Annotated in this window: 25 protein-coding genes; 17 read left to right on the top strand and 8 right to left on the bottom strand. The window is 65.6% G+C overall.

Annotated features, from left to right (window positions below):
• Positions 1-11 precede the first annotated feature (11 nt).
• Genes BLV60_RS23750 through BLV60_RS23715 form a run of 8 tightly spaced genes read right to left on the bottom strand, consistent with a single transcriptional unit; the run spans position 12 to position 7,231 of the window.
• On the bottom strand, positions 12-1,148 hold the full coding sequence (locus BLV60_RS23750; RefSeq protein ID WP_093057745.1) for a DegT/DnrJ/EryC1/StrS family aminotransferase: 1,137 nt from the start codon (positions 1,146-1,148) through the stop codon (positions 12-14).
• Positions 1,145-2,113, bottom strand: a complete 969-nt coding sequence (locus tag BLV60_RS23745; protein ID WP_093057744.1) for a Gfo/Idh/MocA family protein — start codon at positions 2,111-2,113, stop codon at positions 1,145-1,147. The genes BLV60_RS23750 and BLV60_RS23745 overlap by 4 nt, the downstream gene beginning before the upstream one ends.
• Positions 2,114-2,132: 19 nt before the next feature.
• Positions 2,133-2,909 carry a hypothetical protein gene (locus BLV60_RS23740; protein ID WP_093057743.1) on the bottom strand — a complete coding sequence of 259 codons (777 nt, stop codon included), beginning with the start codon at positions 2,907-2,909 and terminating at the stop codon, positions 2,133-2,135.
• Positions 2,906-4,297: a glycosyltransferase family 4 protein gene (locus BLV60_RS23735; protein ID WP_256329532.1), complete on the bottom strand. Its 1,392-nt coding sequence runs from the start codon at positions 4,295-4,297 to the stop codon at positions 2,906-2,908. The genes BLV60_RS23740 and BLV60_RS23735 overlap by 4 nt, the downstream gene beginning before the upstream one ends.
• Complete coding sequence (gene lipA / locus BLV60_RS23730) at positions 4,294-5,295, bottom strand: lipoyl synthase (protein WP_093057742.1); 1,002 nt, start codon at positions 5,293-5,295, stop codon at positions 4,294-4,296. The genes BLV60_RS23735 and lipA overlap by 4 nt, the downstream gene beginning before the upstream one ends.
• A gap of 7 nt (positions 5,296-5,302) precedes the next feature.
• Positions 5,303-5,998 (bottom strand): lipoyl(octanoyl) transferase LipB, encoded by a 696-nt coding sequence (lipB, locus tag BLV60_RS23725; protein WP_093057741.1) that lies wholly within the window; start codon positions 5,996-5,998, stop codon positions 5,303-5,305.
• A 31-nt stretch (positions 5,999-6,029) separates the two neighbouring features.
• Positions 6,030-6,341 carry a YbeD family protein gene (locus tag BLV60_RS23720; RefSeq protein WP_093057740.1) on the bottom strand — a complete coding sequence of 104 codons (312 nt, stop codon included), beginning with the start codon at positions 6,339-6,341 and terminating at the stop codon, positions 6,030-6,032.
• Positions 6,338-7,231: a D-amino acid aminotransferase gene (locus BLV60_RS23715; RefSeq protein ID WP_093057739.1), complete on the bottom strand. Its 894-nt coding sequence runs from the start codon at positions 7,229-7,231 to the stop codon at positions 6,338-6,340. The genes BLV60_RS23720 and BLV60_RS23715 overlap by 4 nt, the downstream gene beginning before the upstream one ends.
• Before the next feature lie 158 nt (positions 7,232-7,389).
• On the opposite strand from BLV60_RS23715, the gene BLV60_RS23710 reads away from it, so the two are divergent.
• The 17 genes from BLV60_RS23710 to BLV60_RS23630 all read left to right on the top strand — a co-directional run bounded on the left by BLV60_RS23710 (position 7,390) and on the right by BLV60_RS23630 (position 22,566).
• Positions 7,390-7,875 carry an ATP synthase subunit I gene (locus BLV60_RS23710; RefSeq protein WP_093057738.1) on the top strand — a complete coding sequence of 162 codons (486 nt, stop codon included), beginning with the start codon at positions 7,390-7,392 and terminating at the stop codon, positions 7,873-7,875.
• A gap of 4 nt (positions 7,876-7,879) precedes the next feature.
• On the top strand, positions 7,880-8,749 hold the full coding sequence (gene atpB, locus BLV60_RS23705) for a F0F1 ATP synthase subunit A (RefSeq protein ID WP_093057737.1): 870 nt from the start codon (positions 7,880-7,882) through the stop codon (positions 8,747-8,749).
• 60 nt (positions 8,750-8,809) lie between these two features.
• A complete protein-coding gene (gene atpE, locus BLV60_RS23700) occupies positions 8,810-9,073 on the top strand; it encodes a F0F1 ATP synthase subunit C (RefSeq protein WP_007830191.1) in 264 nt (87 codons plus the stop codon).
• 88 nt (positions 9,074-9,161) lie between these two features.
• Positions 9,162-9,632, top strand: coding sequence for a F0F1 ATP synthase subunit B (locus BLV60_RS23695; RefSeq protein ID WP_093057736.1), 471 nt, complete (start codon positions 9,162-9,164; stop codon positions 9,630-9,632).
• An 8-nt stretch (positions 9,633-9,640) separates the two neighbouring features.
• Positions 9,641-10,171: a F0F1 ATP synthase subunit delta gene (locus tag BLV60_RS23690; protein ID WP_093057735.1), complete on the top strand. Its 531-nt coding sequence runs from the start codon at positions 9,641-9,643 to the stop codon at positions 10,169-10,171.
• A 48-nt stretch (positions 10,172-10,219) separates the two neighbouring features.
• Positions 10,220-11,773, top strand: a complete 1,554-nt coding sequence (gene atpA, locus BLV60_RS23685; RefSeq protein WP_093057734.1) for a F0F1 ATP synthase subunit alpha — start codon at positions 10,220-10,222, stop codon at positions 11,771-11,773.
• Between the two features lie 33 nt (positions 11,774-11,806).
• On the top strand, positions 11,807-12,682 hold the full coding sequence (atpG, locus tag BLV60_RS23680) for a F0F1 ATP synthase subunit gamma (RefSeq protein ID WP_093057733.1): 876 nt from the start codon (positions 11,807-11,809) through the stop codon (positions 12,680-12,682).
• A gap of 90 nt (positions 12,683-12,772) precedes the next feature.
• Entirely contained in the window at positions 12,773-13,159 is a 387-nt protein-coding gene (locus tag BLV60_RS23675; RefSeq protein WP_093057732.1) for a hypothetical protein, read from the top strand.
• Between the two features lie 137 nt (positions 13,160-13,296).
• Entirely contained in the window at positions 13,297-14,697 is a 1,401-nt protein-coding gene (gene atpD / locus BLV60_RS23670) for a F0F1 ATP synthase subunit beta (protein ID WP_093057731.1), read from the top strand.
• 18 nt (positions 14,698-14,715) lie between these two features.
• Positions 14,716-15,135 (top strand): F0F1 ATP synthase subunit epsilon, encoded by a 420-nt coding sequence (locus BLV60_RS23665; RefSeq protein ID WP_093057730.1) that lies wholly within the window; start codon positions 14,716-14,718, stop codon positions 15,133-15,135.
• 229 nt (positions 15,136-15,364) lie between these two features.
• A complete protein-coding gene (locus tag BLV60_RS23660) occupies positions 15,365-16,534 on the top strand; it encodes an ROK family protein (protein ID WP_093057729.1) in 1,170 nt (389 codons plus the stop codon).
• The gene (locus tag BLV60_RS23655; protein ID WP_093057728.1) at positions 16,531-18,069 is read left to right on the top strand and encodes a sugar ABC transporter ATP-binding protein; all 1,539 of its coding nucleotides are present in this window, start codon (positions 16,531-16,533) and stop codon (positions 18,067-18,069) included. Before BLV60_RS23660 ends, BLV60_RS23655 begins: the two co-directional genes overlap by 4 nt.
• Entirely contained in the window at positions 18,032-19,063 is a 1,032-nt protein-coding gene (locus tag BLV60_RS23650; protein WP_093057727.1) for an ABC transporter permease, read from the top strand. The genes BLV60_RS23655 and BLV60_RS23650 overlap by 38 nt, the downstream gene beginning before the upstream one ends.
• Before the next feature lie 43 nt (positions 19,064-19,106).
• A complete protein-coding gene (locus tag BLV60_RS23645) occupies positions 19,107-20,069 on the top strand; it encodes a substrate-binding domain-containing protein (protein WP_093057726.1) in 963 nt (320 codons plus the stop codon).
• A 37-nt stretch (positions 20,070-20,106) separates the two neighbouring features.
• Complete coding sequence (locus tag BLV60_RS23640) at positions 20,107-21,234, top strand: Gfo/Idh/MocA family protein (RefSeq protein WP_176928903.1); 1,128 nt, start codon at positions 20,107-20,109, stop codon at positions 21,232-21,234.
• 25 nt (positions 21,235-21,259) lie between these two features.
• Positions 21,260-21,967: a phosphatase PAP2 family protein gene (locus tag BLV60_RS23635; protein ID WP_093057724.1), complete on the top strand. Its 708-nt coding sequence runs from the start codon at positions 21,260-21,262 to the stop codon at positions 21,965-21,967.
• A 77-nt stretch (positions 21,968-22,044) separates the two neighbouring features.
• Entirely contained in the window at positions 22,045-22,566 is a 522-nt protein-coding gene (locus BLV60_RS23630; RefSeq protein ID WP_093057723.1) for a DUF3617 domain-containing protein, read from the top strand.
• Positions 22,567-22,593 lie beyond the last annotated feature (27 nt).

Genomic DNA, 22,593 nt, shown 5'->3' with positions numbered 1-22,593 from the left:
GTTCGCCCGTATCACGCGCCAGTCGCAGCAGCTCGCCGCACGGCACCGATGATGTACTCGATTTCCTCGTCGTCGAGCATCGGGTAGAGCGGCAATGCGAGCGAACAGCCGGCCAGCCCTTCGCTGTGCGGCAGGGCGCCGTTGCCGTGCCAAGGCTGGAGTGCCTCGTGCCGGTGCAGCGGCTGCTCGTAGTAGATGCGGGTGGCGATGCCGGATGCGGCCAGCCGGGCCGCAAAGGTTTCGCGTTCGCGCGGGCCAGGCAGCCGGACGACGAAGTAGTTCCACGCGTGGCCGGGCGAGTCTGGCGGCAAGCGAATCGGCAAGTCGGCCCAGGCCGACAGGTAGCGTGCGGCGATGGCACGCCGTCGCGCGATGTGGTCCGGGAAATCGTCCAGGGCGGCATTGAGCAGGCAGGCCTGCAGTTCGTCCATTCGGCTGTTGTGCCCGAGGCAGTGGTGCTGGCCGTCGTGGTAGCCGTGGTTGCGCAACAGGCGGGCCTTGCTGGCGTGGAGCGGGTCCCTGAAGGCCAGCGCACCGGCGTCGCCGGCAGCACCGAGAGTCTTGGTCGGATAGAAGCTCATTGCCGCGGCATCGCCCCAGGTGCCGGCGTTGCCCGCGGCGATGCCGTCACTGGCCCGGGCACCGAGGCACTGGGCCACGTCCTCGACCAGCAGCAGTTTTTCGTCGCGGCAGTAGGCGGCCAGCTCGGGCAGGCCGCTCGGGTCGCCGAAGAGGCCGACCGCGAGGATCGCGCGGGTCCGGGGCGTTCGGGCATTGCGGAAATGCGCAAGCGTTGGCAGGAAGTCGTCTGGCGCACTGTCGACGAAGACCGGCCGCGCGCCGGCGCCGAGCACTGCTTCCGCGCACGCGACGAAGGTGTAGGTGGGCATCAGGACCTCGTCCAGCGCGTCCCCTCCGCCCGCGCTTCCGATGCCGAGGCTCTTGAAGGCCAGCAAAAGCGCTTCGGAACCCGACCCCACGGCCACGGTCTCGCGGCCATGCAGCAGCGCCGACAGCCGCGCCTCCAGAGCCTGGACCTGCGGCCCGAGGATGTACGTGCCGCTGCGCAGCACGGCGGCGAGGGCCTGGGCCAGGCGCGTCGCCATCGGTTCGGCGGAAGCCGCCGGCCGGAACAGCGGGATTTTCATGCGTGCAGTATCTGGCAGGCCCGGGTGACGGCCACAAGGCCGTCGGCACCCGACGCGACGCGGCTGGCCTGGCCCAGGATGGCGCGCCGGAAGCCCTGGTACTGCCGTGTCAGGGCATCGTCGCCGGTCGTCGTCGCTGTCGAACGGCGCAGGTCCAGCAGCTGCTCACGGTGGCCGTCGCACACATGCAACCGGGCGCTGGCCGGCATGCTGCCGTAGCCGCTCTCGAATTCGGCGATCAGGGCACCCAGCCGCACTCGGGCGCGGATGCTTTGTTCGCCGATGTGCCGCGCGAGCACTTCCAGCGGTGCTTCCACGGGAATTGCGCACAGCCAGGCGAACAGGTCGATGTCGTGCACCATCAGGTCCAGTACGCTGTCCCTGGCCGTGGCGACGCGGGTCGAATAGCGGCGAAACCGCATGAAGGGACGCCGGCCCTGCTGGCCCCGGCTGTGGCTTGCCGCCGCGTTCCGAAGCCGGTCTAGCACGGCTTCGTCGAACACCGGGTTGAAGCGCTCGATGTGCCCGGTGCTCAGGGTGACGCCGCATTGCCGGGCGGTGTGGATCATCAGGGCGCCTTCGTGCCGGTCGATGCAAAGCGGCTTCTCGACCAGCACGTGGCAGCCGCGCCGCATCAATGCCATCGCGACTTCGGCGTGCGCGTCGTCGCTGGTGGCGACTGTGACCGACGCGATGCCCGACGGCAGATCGTCCAGGCTCGGCAACAGCGGCAGCGCCGCGAGTTCGCTGGCAGCGCGGGCCGACGACGAGCAATCCACCAGGGCACGCAGGTGGAAGCCGCTCAAGGCGAGGAGCTTTCGGGCATGGACGCAGCCGAAGCGGCCGAGGCCCACGACTGCATGGGCCAGCGGAGCGTCGAGCGGGAGCGGAACCGCGAAGGTGGCGATGGGGTCGGCGACGATGGCCGCGCTGTCGTCGTCGATGGCAGGCGTCGTGAAGGACATCGCGGCGTCGATGGCTGTGTCAGCTCATTGCGTCGCGCAGCCGGTCGGCCACGGTCTGCAGGTGAGCGCCGCGGATGACGTGCTTGTAGACGCCGGCGGCAACGCGTTCTTCGCCGATGATTTCGAAAGAGGGCTTGGTTGCAGGCGCTTCCGCCAGTTCGTAGCGCGTGGGCTGTGCGGCGAAGAGGCATTCCCGCCCATAGGCCTGGACGCCGAACTCGGCGATGAAGCCCGCCAGCTCCCGCTCCAGTTGGCCGCCGAAGCTGCGCGCATAGCCGTGCATGTCGTCCAGCTTGGCCTGCAGCTCGTGCTCGTCGAGCTCCACCATGACATGGCGCTCGGAAGCCAGCCGCGCCGACGGGCTGGGATGGCCCACGGTGGGATAGCCGAGCGAGACGACCTCGCAGCCGCGCGCTGCGGCGTGCGCGGCGACCTGGTTGGCCAGCAGGCGACACAGGTCGTGCGACGGGTTGTAGTCCTCCGCTTCGTCGGCGACTATGCAGTCGATGCCTTGTTCGACGACGTGCGTCGTCAAGGCACCGACCCACTGCGTGAACAGGCGCGTGTCGCCTTCGAGCAGTGCCCGGTAGATGTCGGCATCGGCGACCGGCTGCACAACCGCTGGAATCCAGTTGGCACCAGCTTGCGCCAGGTTGTCGATCGTCGGCTCGAGCCGCGGCACACCGGTTGACCCGGCGCCGTTGGTCAGCACCACGAAGTCCGGCCGCTCATTGCGCAGCCATTTCCAAAGCAGCAGTTCGTGGCCCGAATGGGCGGCGATCACCAGCGGCTTCATGCGCTTGGGCCGCCCGGGCGGACAAGGGTCGAGATACGGCGCAGCGGACCGGTCACGCGCCATGAGTGACTGGCATAGACCTCGCGCAACTGCGCCTGGAGCAGGGCGAGTTCGGCGCGCGCCTGCCGGACCTGCTGCTCGGCTCCGGCCAGCCGTGCATTGCAGTCGGCGTTCGACTGTGTCGCATGCTCCGACTGGCGCAGTGCCTCTGCATGCAGCGCGTCGATCCGGTCCTGATACATGCGCTGATGGTCGTTGAAGGACTGCTGAAGGCCTGCGACGTGCTGATGCAGAGACGCAATGGTCAAGTGCGCCGCCGAAGGACTGCCGCGCCGGATCCAGTCCTGCATGTAGCGGGACATCTCGTCCGCGCGCTGGTTCGCTGGAACCTCGATCACCGGATGTTGCCGGACCATGCGCTGCACGCAGCTCTCGAGCGCGCCGAGCGTGGCGTCGAGGCTGCCATGCGCACGCATCCATTCGCCGGCCTTGCCCGCATCCCCGGCGTCATAGCGGTCGAGTTCGGCGCCCACGCTCTCCCGCGTGATCGGCCGGATCAGCAGCGCCCGGCCGAAATTCCAGTGCCGTGCATGGGCCACGGTTGCAGCCGTCACCATCTCGGCCATGCCCCACACCGGGTCGAGCACCACCACCGCGTTGCCGGTGCACAGCGCCTCGGTGGCGCAGCGGCCCTTGCCGAAGACGATGTCGTAGCGGCCGAGCGCCTCCGCCGGGTCGGGCAGGTGGTTGCCGGTGCCGCTGCCGATCACGTCCAGCGACAGTCCGCGCTGCACGCAGGCGGCGCGGATTTCCTCCAGCTGCGCGTTGTGCGAGGCGTAGTTGCTGAAGACCAGCGCCGTGCGGGGCTGCGCCGGCAGGTCGCCGCGCCGGGGAAAGCGCGAAAGGTCGACACCGTTCTGGATCAGCTCGATGCGCTCGCGCGCGATGCCGAACTCGTGCACCAGGCGCTGCGCGCAGTTCTCGTCGACGGCCACATGGCACACGACCTGTGCGAACTGCGCCGGGCGCCCGTGATCGTCGCTGCGGTCATGGCATATCGTGAGGACCGGCACGTCGTGGAAATGCAGCAGCGCGCGAACCGTCTCGTGGTGCGTGTTGCCGACGATCACGTCTGGCCGCGCAGCCATGTCGGCCAGGTCGGTGACACAGGCGATGGAGGCGAAGCGCAATTCGTTCGCCATGTCGCCGAAGGCCGTCGCGAAGATGGTGACGGCGTGTCCGCGACGGCGCAGCCACATCGCCAGGTCGCGGGTGAACATTTCGGCGCCTGTGCGATGCAGCAGGTAGCACATCGCCAGCAGGATGTGCAGGGGTTTGCCGGACTGCGGCGCGTCCGTTGTGGGGGCCGTCGCCGTGTCGTTGTTCAATCGAGCGACGGCGCGCCGGCCAGAACGTGTCCTGCCTGCTGGTCTGCGTGATAGCTGGACCGCACCATCGCACCCACCGCCGCATGGCTGAAGCCCATCTTGTAGGCCTCTTCCTCGAACATCTTGAAGGTGTCGGGGTGCACGTAGCGGCGCACCGGCAGGTGCGAGCCCGACGGCGACAGGTACTGGCCGATGGTCAGCATGTCGATGTCGTGGGCGCGCATGTCGCGCATGACCTGCAGGATTTCCTCGTCGGTCTCGCCCAGGCCGACCATGATGCCGCTCTTGGTCGGCACGTTGGGGTGCAGCGCCTTGAACTTCTTCAGCAGGTTCAGGCTGAACTGGTAGTCGCTGCCGGGGCGCGCTTCCTTGTAGAGGCGCGGCGCGGTTTCGAGGTTGTGGTTCATCACGTCCGGCGGGGCGGCCTTGAGGATCTCGAGGGCGCGGTCGTCGCGGCCGCGGAAGTCGGGCACCAGGATCTCGATCTGCGTCATCGGCGAGAGCTCGCGGATGTTCTTGATGCAGTCGACGAAGTGCTGGCTGCCGCCGTCGCGCAGGTCGTCGCGGTCGACACTGGTGATCACCACGTACTTCAGGCGCAGCTTGGCGATGGTCTTGGCGAGGTTGAGCGGCTCGTCCTTGTCGAGCGGGTCGGGGCGGCCGTGGCCCACGTCGCAGAACGGGCAGCGGCGCGTGCACTTGTCGCCCATGATCATGAAGGTGGCGGTGCCGTTGCCGAAGCATTCGCCGATGTTCGGGCACGAAGCCTCTTCGCAGACGGTGTGCAGGTTGCTCTCGCGCAGGATCTGCTTGATTTCGTAGAAGCGCGTGGTGGGGCTGCCGGCCTTGACGCGGATCCACTCGGGCTTCTTGAGCACTTCGCCGGCCTGCACCACCTTGACGGGAATGCGCGAGAGCTTGGCCGCCGCTTTCTGCTTGGCCAGGGGGTTGTAGTTTTCGGCGCTCTGGGCGTCGCGGACGACTTCTGTGGTGCTCATTGGTGTGTCAAGGCGCCAGGAAAGTGGAGAGCTTCTGGCTCAGCACCGTGGCGGCTTCTTCCCATGTGGTTTGGATGCCGATTGTAGAAAGGTCGACCGTTTGCAGCCCTGCATAGCCGCAAGGGTTGATGCGGGAGAAGGGTTCGAGGTCCATCTGTACGTTGAGCGCCACGCCGTGGTAGGTGGCGTGGCGGCTCACCTTGATGCCCAGCGCGGCGATCTTTCCGAGGCCGCGGAACGGGTCGGCGGCGGGCATCGGGCCGGTCAGCGCGGCGTGCGAGAACGGGTCGTCCAGGCGCACGTAGATGCCCGGCGCGCCGGGCACGCGGTGGCCGGTGACGCCGAAGTGGGCGAGCGTGCGCAGCACCGATTCCTCGATGCGGTAGACGTATTCCTTGACGAAGTAGCCCGCCCGGCGCAGGTCGATCAACGGGTAGGCCACGACCTGGCCGGGGCCATGGAAGGTGACCTGTCCACCGCGGTCGGTCTGCACGATGGGGATCGCGCCAGGGTTCAGGATGTGGTCCTGCTTGCCCGCGATGCCTTGCGTGAACACCGGAGCGTGCTCGCAAATCCATAGCGCATCGGGTGTGTCGGGCGTGCGTTCCAGCGTGAACTGCTTCATTGCTGCGAAGGTATCGGCGTAGTCGACGCGGCCCAGAGGGTGCAGCTCGATGGCGGGGACGGTGGCGGTGTCTGTCATGGCATGGTCCGCCGCGCGGGCCGCTTGTGGGTCAAAGCACGACCTTGACCATCGGGTGCGCGGACAGCGCGCGATACAGGTCGTCGAGCTGTTCGCGGCTGGTGGCCGTGACGGTGATGGTCACGCCGAGGTAGTTGCCGGCCTTGCTGTCGCGCAGCTCGACGGTGGTGGCGTCGAAGGTCGGGTCGAATTGCTCGGCGATCTGCGTGACGGCATGCACGAAGCCGTCGACCTTGGCGCCCATCACCTTGATCGGAAACTGCGAGGGGTACTCGATCAGCGACTCCTTGCGCGGGTCGGGGATCGCGTTGGTGTCGGTGGGGGGGCTCGTGTTGTCGGTCATGCCAGGGCTCCGTGCTTCTGTGCGTTGTGTTGCTTGGCCTGCTGGTAGGCCGCGTACAGGCTCCTGTAGATGGGGCCGGGGCGGCCGTTGCCAATAGGTTGTCCGTCGAGCGTGACGACGGGCAGCAACTCCTTGCTGGCCGAGGAGATCAGCAGCTCGTCGGCGGCGAACACCTCTTCGCGCGAGATGGGGCGCAGCGCAAAGGGAATGCCATGCGCCTTGCACAGGCGTTCGAACAGGCTGTAGCGGATGCCGGTCAGCACGAGGTTGTTCTTGGGCGGGCCCATCAGCTTGCCGTCCTTCACGATCCACACGTTGCTCGACGAGGCTTCGCTGAGCCATTCGTCGCGGAACATGATGGTCTCGGCCGCACCGGCTTCCACGCTGATCTGTCGCGCGAGTACGGCGCCCAGCAGGCTGGTGCTCTTGATGTGGGCCTTCTGCCAGCGGAAGTCGGCCGCGGTGACGCAGGCCACGCCCTTGGCGCGGATGGCGTCGGAGATCGGCGGCAGCGGGTTCACCATCACGAACACCGTCGGGCGCAAGCCGCGCACCATTGCGTGGTCGCGCAGAGCAACGCCGCGCGTCACCTGAAAGTACACTGACTGGGGTTCGTCGCCGCCGGGCTCGACCAGCCGCATCACGATCTCGCGCCATTGCTCGAGCGAAAGCGGGTTCTCTATTTGCAGCTCGGCGAGCGAGCGGTCGAGGCGGGCCATGTGCTCCTCGAAGCAGAAGGGCTGGCCGAAGTAGACGGGGACGTATTCGTAGATGCCGTCGCCGAAAATGAAGCCACGGTCGAGGACGCTGATCTTCGCGTCGCGCAGGGTGGTGTACTCGCCGTCGAGGTAACAAAGCGTGGCAGGCAGGGCGTCGGTGATAGGGTGCATGAAGGAATTATGGTTGTGCGCGCCGCGTCGGGTTCGCGTCAGGGAATGAAGCGTCGATTTGCATGCGCGACAGCGCGGGGTGGCGGGACCGGCTGGGTTTTTACTTATAATCAATGGCTTTGTAGAAATTCTGGGTCGTCATCCGGGCTTCATTCGAAATGAAAACAATCGCCCGTCAAGACTCGGAGGTCGCTGAAGACCTCGACGCAGAATTCAAGCCGTTGACCGCCGATGAGGCGCGTGAACTGCGAGCAAAGAACCCTTCGGTCTCCCCATGGCGGGTGATCGCGGGTCAGTTGGTTGTCGGTCTGGTGGTGGCTCTGGCCGCCTGGGGACTGACGGGGAGGCAAAATCTGGGTTGGTCCGCCGCTTACGGTGCGATCGCGGTGGTTGTTCCATCGGCGGTTTTCGCACGCGGGCTGACCGGTCGGTTTTCTTCCTTGAATCCGGGCACTGCGGTGTTCGGGTTCTTCCTGTGGGAAATGGTCAAGATGGCCTTGTCCGTGGCGATGCTGATCGCCGCGCCAAGGCTGATAACGGCGCTGAGCTGGCCAGCAATGCTGATCGGCCTGGTGGTGACAATGAAGGCGGCCTGGTTGGCGGTGATGTTCTCGCCCCGGCGCCGGCAACAGAGAGACGAGTAACGGAATGGCTGCTGAAAACGCTGCGGAACATGGTCAGACCGCGGGTGAATACATCGTTCACCACTTGACGCACCTGCAAAGCTCCAAGCCCGGAGGTGTTGCTGACTTCTCGGTTTTCAATTTCGACTCGCTCTTCTTCTCGATCACGCTCGGCATCCTGGGTTGCTGGCTGCTCTGGCTGGCTGCCCGCAAGGCCACTTCGGGTGTTCCCGGCCGTTTTCAAGCGGCTGTCGAACTGCTCGTCGAAATGGTCGACCAGCAGGCCAAGGGCATCGTCCATAACGCCACGAGCCGCAAGTTCGTCGCACCGCTGGCCCTCACGATCTTCGTGTGGATCTTCCTGCTGAACGCAATGGACCTGTTCCCGGTCGATTTGTTCCCGGCAATCTGGGCCAAGATCTTCCACATCGCCGGCGAAGACCCGCACCACGCCTACCTGCGCGTCGTGCCCACCGCCGACCTCTCGGTGACCATGGGCATGTCGGTGGCAGTGCTGCTGATCTGCATCTACTACAACATCAAGATCAAGGGCGCCGGCGGCTGGATCCACGAGCTGTTCACCGCACCCTTCGGCAACCACTGGGCGCTGTACCCCTTCAACTTCGCCATGCAGATGATCGAGTTCGTCGCCAAGACGGTCTCGCACGGCATGCGGTTGTTCGGCAACATGTACGCCGGTGAACTGATCTTCCTGCTGATCGCCCTGATGGGCGGTGCCTGGTCCATGTCGGCCACCGGCATCGGCCTGGCCATCGGCCACATCATCGCGGGCACGGCCTGGGCCATCTTCCACATCCTGATCATCACGCTGCAAGCCTTCGTGTTCATGATGCTGACGCTGGTCTACATCGGCCAGGCCCACGATCACCACTGATCATCAGTTTTCGTTTCTGTTTTTTGTTTTCTCTTCAACCAAAGTCCTCTAGGAGTCATCATGGAAGTTATTAGCTTTGTTGCACTGGCCGCCGGCCTGATCATCGGTCTGGGCGCTGTGGGCGCATGTATCGGCATCGGCATCATGGGCAGCAAGTACCTCGAGTCGGCCGCACGTCAGCCTGAGCTCATGGGTGAACTTCAAACCAAGATGTTCCTGCTGGCTGGTCTGATCGACGCCGCTTTCATTATCGGCACCGGTATCGCTCTGTGGTTCGCAACGGCCAACCCGTTCCTGGCTCAGATCGCCAACCTGCCGAAGTAAGTCTTTCTCGTCGGACCTGCGTCGTCGTTCCCTAGTCCTCTGGCGTCTAGCGAATGGCTTCGATTCAATCCCAAAGAGAGGGTGAAAAGTGAGCATTACCGGTACCCTGATCGTTCAGATGATCGTGTTCCTGATCCTGGTCGGGTTCACGATGAAGTACGTGTGGCCGCCGATCGCGAAAGCGCTGGACGACCGCGCTGCGAAGATCGCCGAAGGCCTCGCTGCCGCCGACAAGGCCAAGTCCGAGCTGTCCGCCGCCAACAAGCGCGTGGAAGCCGAGCTGGGTCAGGCACGCAACGAGTCCGCACAACGTCTTGCCGACGCCGAACGTCGCGCCCAGGCCATCGTTGAAGAGGCCAAGGCCCGCGCGACCGAGGAAGGCAACAAGATCGTTGCAGCCGCACGCGTCGAAGCCGACCAGCAGGCACTGAAGGCCCGTGAAGCACTGCGCGAGCAGGTTGCCGCACTGGCCGTCAAGGGCGCAGAGCAGATTCTGCGCAAGGAAGTGAATGCAGGCGTTCACGCCGATTTGCTCGCCCGTCTGCAGACCGAACTCTGATAGAAGCCATGGCAGAACTCGCCACCATTGCACGCCCCTACGCCGAGGCGCTCTTCAAGGCGTCGTCGTCCGACGTCGCCGGAACCAGCGCCTGGCTCGAAAAGATTGCCGCCATCGCGGCCGATCCGGAGCTCCAGCAGTTCGCCGACAACCCGAAGGCCACGGCCGAACAGGTGATCGGCGTGGTCGCAGGTGCATTCGGTGCACCGTTGGCCGCTCATGCCCAGAACTTCCTGGGTGCGCTCCTCGAGAACGGGCGCTTTTCGGTGCTGCCGGAAATTGCGAAGCAGTTCCGGGCACTGGCCAACGCGAAGAGCGGTTCGTCCGACGCCGTGGTCTACAGCGCCTTCCCGATCGACGGCGCTGCGCTGGCCAATGTGTCGGCCGCGCTCGAAAAGCGTTTCGGTCGCAAGCTCCAGGTCACGGTCCAGCAAGAGCCGGAACTGATCGGCGGCATTCGTGTGGTGGTCGGCGACGAGGTGCTCGACACCTCCGTCAAAGCGCGCCTTGAACAAATGAAAGTTGCGCTGGCAGCCTGACGGTTTCCAGCCCTCTACTTGTAGCCTCAAAGAAAGAAGGAAAGAGTCATGCAACTCAATCCCGCAGAAATTTCCGAACTGATCAAGAGCCGCATCGAGGGCCTCGGGGTCAGCGCCAACATCCGTAACGAAGGCACCGTGGTGTCGGTGACGGACGGCATCGTGCGCGTGCACGGCCTGTCCGACGCGATGCAGGGCGAAATGCTCGAATTCCCGCCCACGGCAGACGGCACGCCGTCGTTCGGCCTGGCGCTGAACCTCGAGCGCGACTCGGTCGGCGCCGTGATTCTGGGCGAGTACGAGCACATCTCAGAAGGCGACACCGTCAAGTGCACGGGCCGCATCCTGGAAGTGCCCGTGGGCCCCGAGCTCATCGGCCGCGTGGTGAACGCACTGGGCCAGCCGATCGACGGCAAGGGTCCGATCAACGCCAAGATGACCGACGTGATCGAAAAGGTCGCACCGGGCGTGATCGCCCGCAAGTCGGTCGACCAGCCGATGCAGACCGGCCTGAAGTCCATCGACTCGATGGTGCCCGTCGGCCGTGGCCAGCGCGAGCTGATCATCGGCGACCGCCAGACCGGCAAGACGGCAGTGGCCATCGACGCGATCATCAACCAGAAGGGTCAGAACATGACCTGCGTCTACGTTGCGATCGGCCAGAAGGCTTCGTCGATCAAGAACGTGGTGCGCGCACTGGAACAAGCCGGTGCCATGGACTACACCATCGTGGTTGCGGCTTCCGCTTCGGAATCGGCTGCCATGCAGTACGTGTCGGCCTACTCGGGCTGCACGATGGGCGAATACTTCCGCGACCGCGGCGAAGACGCCCTGATCGTCTATGACGACCTGTCCAAGCAGGCCGTTGCCTACCGCCAGGTCTCGCTGCTGCTGCGCCGCCCGCCGGGCCGCGAAGCCTACCCCGGCGACGTGTTCTATCTCCACAGCCGTCTGCTCGAGCGTGCAGCCCGCGTGAACGCCGACTACGTCGAAGCCTTCACCAAGGGTGAAGTCAAGGGCAAGACCGGTTCGCTGACCGCACTGCCGATCATCGAAACGCAAGCCGGCGACGTGTCCGCTTTCGTGCCGACCAACGTGATCTCGATCACCGACGGCCAGATCTTCCTGGAAACCAACCTGTTCAACGCAGGTATCCGCCCCGCCATCAACGCCGGTATCTCGGTGTCGCGCGTGGGTTCGTCGGCTCAGACGAAGATCATCAAGGGCCTGTCCGGCGGTATCCGTACCGACCTGGCGCAGTACCGTGAACTGGCTGCGTTCGCGCAGTTCGCTTCCGACCTGGACGAAGCCACCCGCAAGCAGCTCGACCGCGGTGCCCGCGTGACCGAACTGCTGAAGCAGGCACAGTACAGCCCGCTGCCGATCTCGCTGATGGGCGCGTCGCTGTTCGCCGTGAACAAGGGCTTCATGGACGACCTCGAAATCAAGAAGGTGCTGCCGTTCGAACATGGCCTGCACCAGTTCCTGAAGTCCAGCCACGCCCCGCTGCTCGACAAGATCGAGAAGGCCAAGGCGCTCGACAAGGAAGCGGAAGCCGAATTGCTGGCAGCCGTCACCGCGTTCAAGAAGTCGTTCGCCTGATCGACCCCTTGATCGACGCAAGAAGGAGCTCTCATGGCAGCTGGTAAGGAAATCCGCGGCAAGATCAAATCGGTGGAAAACACCAAGAAGATCACCAAGGCCATGGAAATGGTCTCGGTTTCCAAGATGCGCAAGGCGCAGGAACGCATGCGCGCCGCTCGCCCCTACAGCGAAAAGATCCGCAACATCGCAGCCAACCTCGGCAAGGCGAACCCGGAGTACACCCACGCGTTCATGAAGACGACCGATGCCAAGGGCGTCGGCTTCATCATCGTGACCAGCGACAAGGGCCTGTGCGGCGGCTTGAACACCAACCTGCTGCGTGCCGTCACCGGCAAGCTGCGCGAAGCGCAGGCAGCGGGCAACGTGGTCGAGTCGGTCGCCATCGGCAACAAGGGTCTGGGTTTCCTGAACCGCATCGGCGCCCGCGTGGTGGCCCATGTGACGCAACTGGGCGACACGCCGCATCTGGACAAGCTCATCGGGCCGGTCAAGACGCTGCTGGACGCCTATGCCGAAGGCAAGCTGTCGGCGGTGTACCTGTGCTACACGAAGTTTATCAACACCATCAAGCAAGAGCCGATGGTGGAGCAACTGCTGCCGCTGAAGGCCGAGACGCTGCAAACCGAGTCGGGCCATCATTCGTGGGACTACATCTACGAACCCGACGCGCAAAGCGTGATCGACGAGCTGCTGGTGCGCTACGTGGAATCGCTGGTGTACCAGGCCGTGGCCGAAAACATGGCGTCCGAGCACTCGGCGCGCATGGTGGCCATGAAGGCTGCGACCGACAACGCGGGTAACGTGATCAGCGAACTGAAGCTGGTCTACAACAAGACCCGTCAGGCAGGCATCACCAAAGAGCTGTCCGAAATCGTGTCCGGCGCGGCCGCGGCCGCAGGCGTTTGATTGAAGCAATGCAACAGGCCGCGTTGCTGATCGGATGCGCTCTGCGCGCCCGGTAACCCAAGGCCTTTATTTAAGGGGACTCTGCGCAAAATGAAGAAGATTCTTGCTCTGGTGGCTATTGCTGCCGCTCTGACTGCTTGCTCCAAGAAGGAAGAGGCGCCCGCGCCTGCACCGGCTCCCGCTGCTGCACCCGCCGCTCCGGCTCCTGCCCCCGCTCCCGCAGCAGCGCCGGCTGCTCCCGCTGCAGCCCCGACGGCATCGGCCGCCGACCTGCCGCAGGAGTGCAACGACTACCTGGCCAAGGTGCAGACCTGCGTGGGTTCGCAAAGCGGCGCCGCTGCTGACGCGATGAAGGCCAGTCTCGACCAGACGAAGGCCACCTGGGCTTCGATGGGCGCCGACAAGGCCGCGTTGGGTCAGGCCTGCAAGGCTGCTTCGGACGCTTTCGCTGCGCAAGCGACGGCCATGAAGTGCTGATGAACTGACGAGAAGAAGTAGAGATTCAAGGGTGCCGGCCCGTCCGGCATTCTTGCAAAAGCGGCCCGTTTTGGCACCAGGACGCTTCTGCAAGAACCTGTCGCAAATTTATTGAGATCCATCCAGAAGGAAACGCCATGGCTGAAGGAAAAATTGTCCAATGTATCGGCGCCGTGGTCGACGTGGAGTTCCCGCGTGACCAGATGCCCAAGGTGTACGACGCCTTGAAATTCGAAGGCGGCGGGCTGACCCTCGAAGTTCAGCAGCTGCTCGGCGACGGCGTGGTGCGCACCATTGCACTGGGCTCGTCCGACGGCCTGCGCCGCGGCCTGATCGTGACCAACACCGGTGCACCCATCACCGTGCCGGTCGGCAAGGCCACGCTCGGCCGCATCATGGACGTGCTCGGCCGTCCAATCGACGAGCGCGGCGAAGTGGGCCAGGAGCTCACCGCTTCCATCCACCGCAAGGCTCCCGCGTACGACGAACTGTCGCCCTCGCAAGACCTGCTGGAAACCGGCATCAAGGTGATCGACCTGGTGTGCCCGTTCGCCAAGGGCGGCAAGGTGGGCCTGTTCGGCGGCGCCGGCGTGGGCAAGACCGTGAACATGATGGAACTCATCAACAACATCGCCAAGGCTCACTCGGGTCTGTCGGTGTTCGCCGGTGTGGGTGAACGTACCCGCGAAGGCAACGACTTCTATCACGAGATGGCCGACTCCGGCGTCGTGAACCTCGAGAAGCTCGAGGACTCGAAGGTGGCCATGGTCTACGGCCAGATGAACGAACCCCCGGGCAACCGTCTGCGCGTGGCGCTGACCGGCCTGACCATCGCCGAGTCGTTCCGCGACGAAGGCCGTGACGTTCTCTTCTTCGTGGACAACATCTACCGCTACACGCTGGCCGGTACCGAAGTGTCGGCTCTGCTGGGCCGCATGCCTTCCGCCGTGGGCTACCAGCCGACGCTGGCTGAAGAAATGGGCCGCCTGCAAGAGCGGATCACGTCGACCAAGGTCGGCTCGATCACCTCGATCCAGGCCGTGTACGTCCCCGCCGACGACTTGACCGACCCGTCGCCCGCCACGACCTTCGCTCACTTGGACTCGACCGTGGTGCTGTCGCGCGACATCGCCTCGCTCGGTATCTACCCCGCCGTGGACCCGCTGGACTCGACCTCGCGCCAGCTCGACCCGAACGTGGTCGGCGAAGAGCACTACAACGTGGCCCGCGCCGTGCAAGGCACGCTGCAGCGCTACAAGGAACTGCGCGACATCATCGCCATTCTGGGCATGGACGAACTGGCTCCCGACGACAAGCTGGCCGTGGCCCGTGCCCGGAAGATCCAGCGTTTCCTGTCGCAGCCGTTCCACGTGGCCGAAGTGTTCACGGGTTCGCCCGGCAAGTACGTGCCGCTGGCCGAAACCATCCGTGGTTTCAAGATGATCGTGAACGGCGAAGCCGACCACCTGCCGGAACAAGCGTTCTACATGGTGGGCACCATCGACGAAGCGTTCGAAAAAGCCAAGAAGGTCGCTTAAGGCGGCATAGGAACTCAGATGGCAAACACCATTCACGTCGACGTGGTCAGCGCGGAAGAGTCGATCTTCTCGGGCGAAGCCAGGTTCGTCGCGCTGCCCGGTGAAGCCGGTGAGCTCGGCATCTATCCGCGCCACACTCCGCTGATCACGCGCATCCGCCCCGGCGCCGTGCGTATCGAAACGGCCGACGGCAAGGAAGAGTTCGTCTTCGTGGCCGGCGGCATTCTCGAAGTGCAGCCCAACGCCGTCACCGTGCTGTCCGACACCGCGATCCGCGGCAAGGACCTCGATGACGAGAAGGCCAACCAGGCCAAGGCCGCCGCCGAGGAAGCGCTGAAGAACGCGAAGAGCGACATCGACATCGCGATGGCGCAGTCCGAGCTGGCCGTGATGGCCGCCCAGATCGCGGCCCTGCGCAAGTACCGCCAGAAGAAGTAATCGGTCTTCCCGATTGCTCCGACAAGAAGCCGCCTTCGGGCGGCTTTTTTGCGTCCGTACGCTTTCGCTCGATCATCTTTGGCTGAAACATGGTCGAAGTTCGGCCTTGTCTGGCTGAAGAGCGCCGCCTAGTATTCGCCTTCGTCCAGCAGCCGGGCTGCGGGCGCAAAGCAAAAGAACACCGGAGACAAAGCGCGTGGCACCCTGGAGTGGCATCACTGCGGACGAGATGCGGCTGCTGGAAACGACTTTCTGGTCGGCCGGCGGCTCGCGCCACGCCATGGCCGAGCAACTCGGCTTTTCCAAGAGCAAAGCCAACGGGCTGATCGCCGGCCTCGTCGACCAGGGCCTGCTCGCCGAAGCCGGCCTGCAACGTTCCTCAGGCGGTCGCCGCGCGGAAAACCTCCAACTGCATGCCGGCCTTGGCGTGCTCGTCGGCATCGACATCGGCGCCACCAGCCTCGACGTGGCCGTGCTTCGGCCCGATCTCACCGTGCTCGCGCAGCACGACGAACCGGCCGACGTGCGCGAAGGCCCGGCCGTGGTGCTGGCCCGCGTGCGCACGCTCATGCGCGAACTGCTGGGCCGCTGCAACGCGAGCGCCAAGGACGTGCTCGGCATCGGCATCGGCGTGCCCGGCCCCGTCAACTTCGAGATCGGCCAGCTCGTGAACCCGCCGCTGATGCCCGCGTGGGACAGCTTCTCCATCCGCGACTACCTGCGCGAGGACTACGCGGCGCCCGTTTTCGTCGACAACGACGTGAACCTCATGGCGCTCGGCGAACTCTGGCGCCTCAAGCGCTCGCTGACCAACTTCCTCGTTATCAAGATCGGCACCGGAATCGGCTGCGGCATCGTCTGCCACGGCGAGGTATACCGCGGCGCCGCAGGCTCGGCCGGTGACGTGGGCCACATCTGCGTCGACCAGGAAGGCCCCCGCTGCCACTGTGGCAACCTCGGCTGTGTCGAGGCCATGGCCGCCGGCCCCGCGATCACGCGCATGGCGATGCAGGCTGCGGAAGCCGGCGAGAGCGCGACGCTGGCCGAGTGCCTGCGCGTGCACGGGCGCATCGACGCCATCGACGTGGGCCAGGCCAGCCGCGGCGGCGACACGGCCGCCAACGCCATCATCCAGCGTGCGGGCAGCCTGATCGGGCAGATGCTCGCGTCGGTCGTCAACTTCTTCAATCCGTCGCATGTGTTCATCGGCGGCGGCATCACGCGCATCGGCCCGCTGTTTCTTGCGGCCGTGCGGCAGAGCGTGTACCAGCGCTCACTGGCGCTCTCCACGCGGCATCTGGAAATCCAGTACACGCCGCTGGGCATGCAGGGCGGCTTGATCGGCGCCGGCGTGCTCGCGATGCAAGAGACCCTGAAGGCCCGCGGAGTGGCGCCATGAACGCGGCCGAGAACATCAAGGGCAGCGTCGCTGTCGAGTTCGATGGCGTGGTCAAGGCATTCGGCCCCGTGCAGGTGCTGCACGGCGTGAGCTTTGCGCTCGCGCCCGGCCACGTCTACGGACTGCTCGGCGAGAACGGCGCGGGCAAGTCCACGCTGATGAAGATCCTGGCCGGCTACGAGCCGCTGAGCGGTGGTGCGCTGCGCGTCAACGGACAGGCGCAGCAGTTCGCGAGCTCGCGCGATGCCGAAGCACTGGGCATCGTGCTGATCCACCAGGAGTTCAATCTCGCCGAAGACCTGAGCGTGGCGCAGAACATCTTCCTCGGCCACGAGAAGAAAAAGGGCTGGCTGCTCGACGACGCCTCGATGGAACGCGACGCCGCCACCGCACTTACAGCAGTGGGCCTGAACATCGATCCCCGCACCAAGGTGCGAAAGCTCATCGTCGCCGAGAAGCAGCTCGTCGAGATCGCGAAAGCCATCGCTCGCCGCGCACGCCTGCTCATCATGGACGAGCCCACGGCCACTCTGACGCCGGGCGAGACCGAGCGCCTGTTCAAGCTCATCGCCCAGCTGCGCGCCGATGGCGTCACCATCGTCTATATCTCGCACAAGCTCGACGAAGTGGAGCAGGTGACGGACGAAGTCATCGTCATGCGCGACGGCCGCTTCGTCGCGCGTGCGCCGACGTCCGAGGTCACGCGCCAGCAGATGGCCAACCTCATGGTGGGCCGCGAACTGGCCGACCTCTACCCGCCGCGCGACGTGGTCGTCGCCGCCGACGCGCCCGCCATGCGCGTGCGCAACTTCTGCGTGCCCGGCTGGGCGCAGGACGCGAGCTTCGAAGTGCGCCCCGGCGAGATCCTCGGCTTCGCGGGCCTCGTCGGCGCGGGCCGCACCGAACTCTTCGAAGGCCTGCTCGGCCTGCGCCCCGCGAGCGGCAGCGTAGAGATGCTCGGCAAGCCCGTGCCCCACGACAAGGGCTGGCGCAACCCGCGCGATGCCGCCAAGCACGGCCTCACCTACCTCAGCGAAGACCGCAAGGGCAAGGGCCTGCACGTCAACTTCGGCCTGCGCCAGAACCTCACGCTGATGGCGCTCGAACGCTATGCCCAGCCCTGGCTCAAGCCCGAGGCCGAACGCGGCGCCTTGGCCGGGGCGGTGAAAGACTACGGCATTCGCACCGGCTCGCTCGACGTCAAGGCATCGTCGCTCTCGGGCGGCAACCAGCAGAAGCTCGCGCTCGCCAAGGTGCTTCAGCCGCAGCCCAAGGTAGTGGTGCTTGACGAGCCCACGCGCGGCGTCGACGTGGGCGCCAAGCGCGACATCTATTTCCTGATCCAGCGACTCGCCCGCGAAGGGCTCGCGGTGATCGTCGTCTCGTCGGAGCTGATGGAGCTGATCGGCCTGTGCCACCGCGTCGCGGTGATGCGCGCGGGCCGTCTCGTTGCCACGCTCGACGCGGACCATCTGACTGAAGAGGAGCTCATCGCTCATGCCACCGGAACAGCCAACACCACCGCAGACGCTTGAAGCCGCGCAGCAGCAGCACCGCAGCGAGGCCAAGCCGGGCTGGGTGCAGCGCCTGCACGGGCTCGGCCCGGTCATCGGCCTCGTGCTGCTGTGCATTGCCGGCACGCTGCTGAACGGCGACTTCGCGACCCTCGACAACGCGATGAACGTGCTCACGCGCACGGCCTTCATCGGCATCATCGCGGTGGGCATGTGCTTCGTGATCATCTCCGGCGGCATCGACCTGTCGGTGGGCTCGATGGCCGCACTCATCGCGGGCAGCGTGATCATGTTCATCAACTGGGCCGGCCCGGCCTCGGGCTCGCCGCTGCTCGCGGTGGTGATGGGCGCTGTACTGGCGGTGGTGCTCGGTGCGGTGTTCGGGCTCGCGCATGGCCTGCTCATCACCAAGGGGCGCATCGAGCCCTTCATCGTGACGCTGGGCACGCTCGGCATCTTCCGCGCATACCTCACGTACTTTGCCGACGGCGGCGCGCTCACGCTCGACAACGACCTGTCGGACCTCTACGCGCCGGTGTACTACGCGAGCCTCGCGGGCATTCCGGTGCCGGTGTGGGTTTTCGTGATCGTCGCGGTCATCGGCGGCATCATCCTCAATCGCACAGCGTATGGGCGCTACGTACAGGCCATCGGCTCGAACGAACAGGTGGCGCGTTACGCGGCAGTCGACGTCGACCGCGTGAAGATCCTCACCTACGTGCTGCTCGGCGTGTGCGTAGGCATTGCCACGCTGCTGTACGTGCCGCGCCTGGGCTCGGCCTCTCCGACCACCGGCCTGCTGTGGGAGCTCGAAGCCATTGCCGCGGTGATCGTCGGCGGCACCGCGCTCAAGGGCGGCGCGGGCAGCATCACCGGCACCGTGGTGGGCGCGATCCTGCTCTCGGTCATCAGCAACATCCTGAACCTCACCAGCATCATCAGCGTGTACCTGAACGCTGCGGTGCAGGGCTTCGTGATCATCATCGTCGCGTTCCTCCAGCGAGGCCGCCGCTAATCCCTTTCCCGTTCGTTCCATCAACCACAAGGAGACACCCAGCATGACGACTTTCACCCGACGCCTCGCACTCACGGCGGTTGCCGCCGCAGCGTTCGCCAGCCTGCCCGCGCTTGCCGCGGAAAAGGTCAACCTCGGCGTTTCGATTCCCGCGGCCACGCACAGCTTCATGGGCGGCATCAACTACTGGGCCAACCAGGCGAAGAAAGACCTGGAGAAGGAACACAAGGACCTGAAGATCACGATCAAGACAGCGGCCAACGCGCCCGAGCAGGCCAACCAGCTGCAAGACCTGTCGACCGTCACCAAGATCAACGCGCTGGTCGTGTTCCCCTTCGAATCCGCCGCGCTGACCAAGCCGGTTGCGCAGGTCAAGGCCAAGGGCGCCTACGTCACCGTGGTCGACCGCGGCCTCACCGACACCAGTGCACAAGATGCCTATGTGGCCGGCGACAACACGGCCTTCGGCAAGATCCCGGCCGAGTACATCGTGAAGCAGCTGGGCGGCAAGGGCAACGTGGTGGCGCTGCGCGGCATTGCGACCACGCTCGACAACGAACGCATGGACGCCTTCAACGCAGTGCTCAAGGGCAGCCCCGACATCAAGCTGCTCGACGCCAAGTACGCCAACTGGAACCGCGACGACGCCTTCAAGGTCACGCAGGACTACCTGACACGCTTCAAGAGCATCGACGCCATCTGGGCAGCCGACGACGACATGGCCGTGGGCGTGCTCAAGGCCATCGAGCAGGCCAAGCGCGACGACATCAAGATCATCTTCGGCGGCGCGGGCGCCAAGGGCATGGTCAAGACCATCATGGACGGCAAGGACAAGCGCATCACCGCCGATGTGAGCTACTCGCCGAAGTTCATCTACGACGCGATCAAGCTGACGGCCGAGGCGCGCCTGAAGGGCGAGAAGCTGCCGGCCACCACGATCATTCCTTCGGTGCTGATCACCAAAGAGAACGCCAAGGACTTCTACCACCCCAACTCGCCGTTCTAAGGTGACCGAGATCGCTTCACGCAAGCTCCGCTACGCCATGGTCGGCGGCGGCCGCGACGCCTTCATCGGCGGCGTGCACCGCAAGGCCATGGCGCTCGACGGCCAGATCGAGCTCGTGGCCGGCGCGCTGTCGTCGAGCCCGGACAAGGCGCGCGCCTCGGGCCGCGACCTCGGCCTGGCCGACGACCGCAACCACGGCGACTGGCAGGCGCTGCTGGCCGACGAGCTGAAGCGCCCGGAGGGCGAGCGCATCGACTTCGTGTCGATCGTCACGCCCAACCACGTGCACTTTCCGGTGGCGCAGGCCTTTGCCGAAGCGGGCTTCCACGTGGTCTGCGACAAGCCGCTGGTACACACGCGCGAGCAGGCCGATGCGCTGGTCGCGACCGTGGCGAAGCAGGACACGGTGTTCGGCGTCACCTACAACTACACCGGCTATCCGATGGTGCGGCAGGCGCGCGAGATGGTGCGCTCGGGCCAGATCGGCGAGGTCCGCAAGGTCGTCGTCGAATACAACCAGGGCTGGCTCGCGAGCCATGTCGAAGGCGGCACCAACAAGCAGGCTGACTGGCGCACCGACCCCGCACGCAGCGGCGCGGCCGGCGCCATCGGCGACATCGGCTCGCATGCCGAGAACCTCGTGGCTACCGTCACCGGCCTGCAGATCGAAAGCCTTTGCGCCGACCTCGGCGCGCTGGTGCCGGGCCGCATGCTCGACGACGACGGCAGCCTGTTGTTGCGCTTCGAGGGTGGCGCGCGTGGCGTGCTCGTGGCCTCGCAGATCAACACCGGCCTGGAGAACGACCTGCGCCTGCGCGTGTCGGGCACGCTGGGCACGCTCGAATGGCGCCAGGAGCAGCCGAGCCGGCTGGTGCACCTGCCGCATGACGGACCCCTGCGCGTGTTGACGCGTGGCGCGCCGTGGCTGTGCGAATCAGCGCAGCGCGCAAGCCGGCTGCCGGCGGGGCATCCCGAAGGCTTCATCGAGGCCTTCGCCAACGTGTACGCAGGCGTTGCTGCGGACATCCGCGCCCGGCTTGCGGGCCAGCCGGCCGATCCGCTGGATGCCGACTACCCGCGCGTGGAAGACGGCGCGCGTGGGGTGCGCTTCATCGAACGCACGGTGGCTTCGTCGAAAAGCGAATTAAAGTGGACGCCCTGGTAGCGCGCGACGCGCTGCACAGGCCTCCATGACACCTTCCGCATCCGAAGCTTCTTCCACTTCATCGGCAACGCAGCCCTGGCTCGCCGCCCTCTGGCGCCGCTGCATCACGCTGTTCCCCCTGAAGCTGGTCGGCAACACGGTCGCCACCCTCGGCTTCTTCCCGCTGTACTTCTGGATCATGAAGAACGCCGGCCAGGCCTGGGTGCTGCCGCTCACACCCATCGACCGGCTGATCGCCTTCTGGCCGGCGCTGCTGCCGGTGTACCTCTCGCTCTGGGGCTACATCGCGCTGCCGGTGCTGCTGGCCAAGGACAAGCGCGAGCTGCTGGGCTTCTCCTTCGGCTGCGCGGCCATGACGGCGCTGGCGCTGCTGGTGTTCTGGTTCATGCCCACGGCGATTCCCAACTTCGCGGTCGAGGCGGCCCCGGGCACCTCGCTGCAATTCCTCAAGATGGTCGATTCGGCCGGCAACGCCTTTCCCTCGCTGCACGTCTCGTTCTCGGTGTTCGCCTGCGTCATGCTGGCGCGGCAACTGCGCGATGTGGGTGCGCCGGTTTGGCTTCGCGTCGTGAACGTGGCCTGGGCCGCGGGCATCGTCTATTCGACGATGGCGGTGCGCCAGCATGTGCTGATCGACGTGCTGGGTGGCCTCGCGCTGGGCGTGGCGCTCGGTGTCGTCACGCGGCAGCGCGGCCCGGTGCTCGCGCCGGCGCAGCAGGCGCGTCCGGCTTAGGCCGATTGCGCTATTCCGCCGCCGCGGTGCACGCGGTACAACCCGGGGATCGTCGTCCACCGATGCGGGAGCCCGTCATGAAGATCCGTTTGTCCGCCGCCGCTGCCTGCATGGCGGCCAGCGCCATCGCGTGTCCCGCGTTCGCGCTCGATTTCCCTTCGCGCAAGCCCGGCCTGTGGGAAATCCAGTCCGGAGACCCCACGGGCAAGGGCGCCGGCCACACCATGCAGCAGTGCATCGACGCGGCCAGCGACAAGGCCTTGCGCGACATGGGCCAGGGCATGGGCAAGGACATGTGCTCCAAGCAGGAGCTACGCGCCGACGGCGGCAAGCTGGTGATGGACTCGGTCTGCAAGATCGGCAACACCGTCGCCACCTCGCATGCAGTGATGAGCGGCGACTTCAGCACCGCCTATCGCATGGAAAGCAAGTCGACCTACAACCCGCCGCTGATGGGCCGCGCCGAAGGCGCGAGCGTCATGGAGGCGAAGTGGATCGGCCCCTGCAAGGCCGACCAGAAGCCGGGCGACATGGTCATGTCCAACGGCATGAAGATGAACGTGCTCGACATGATGAACAACCGGCCCAAGAAGCCGTAGCCTGTCGCGCAAGCCCGGCTGCGCCTA

It is taken from the genome of Variovorax sp. YR634 (genome assembly GCF_900106655.1).
GTDB lineage: Bacteria > Pseudomonadota > Gammaproteobacteria > Burkholderiales > Burkholderiaceae_C > Variovorax.
This window is presented reverse-complemented; position numbering and strand designations above follow the sequence as displayed.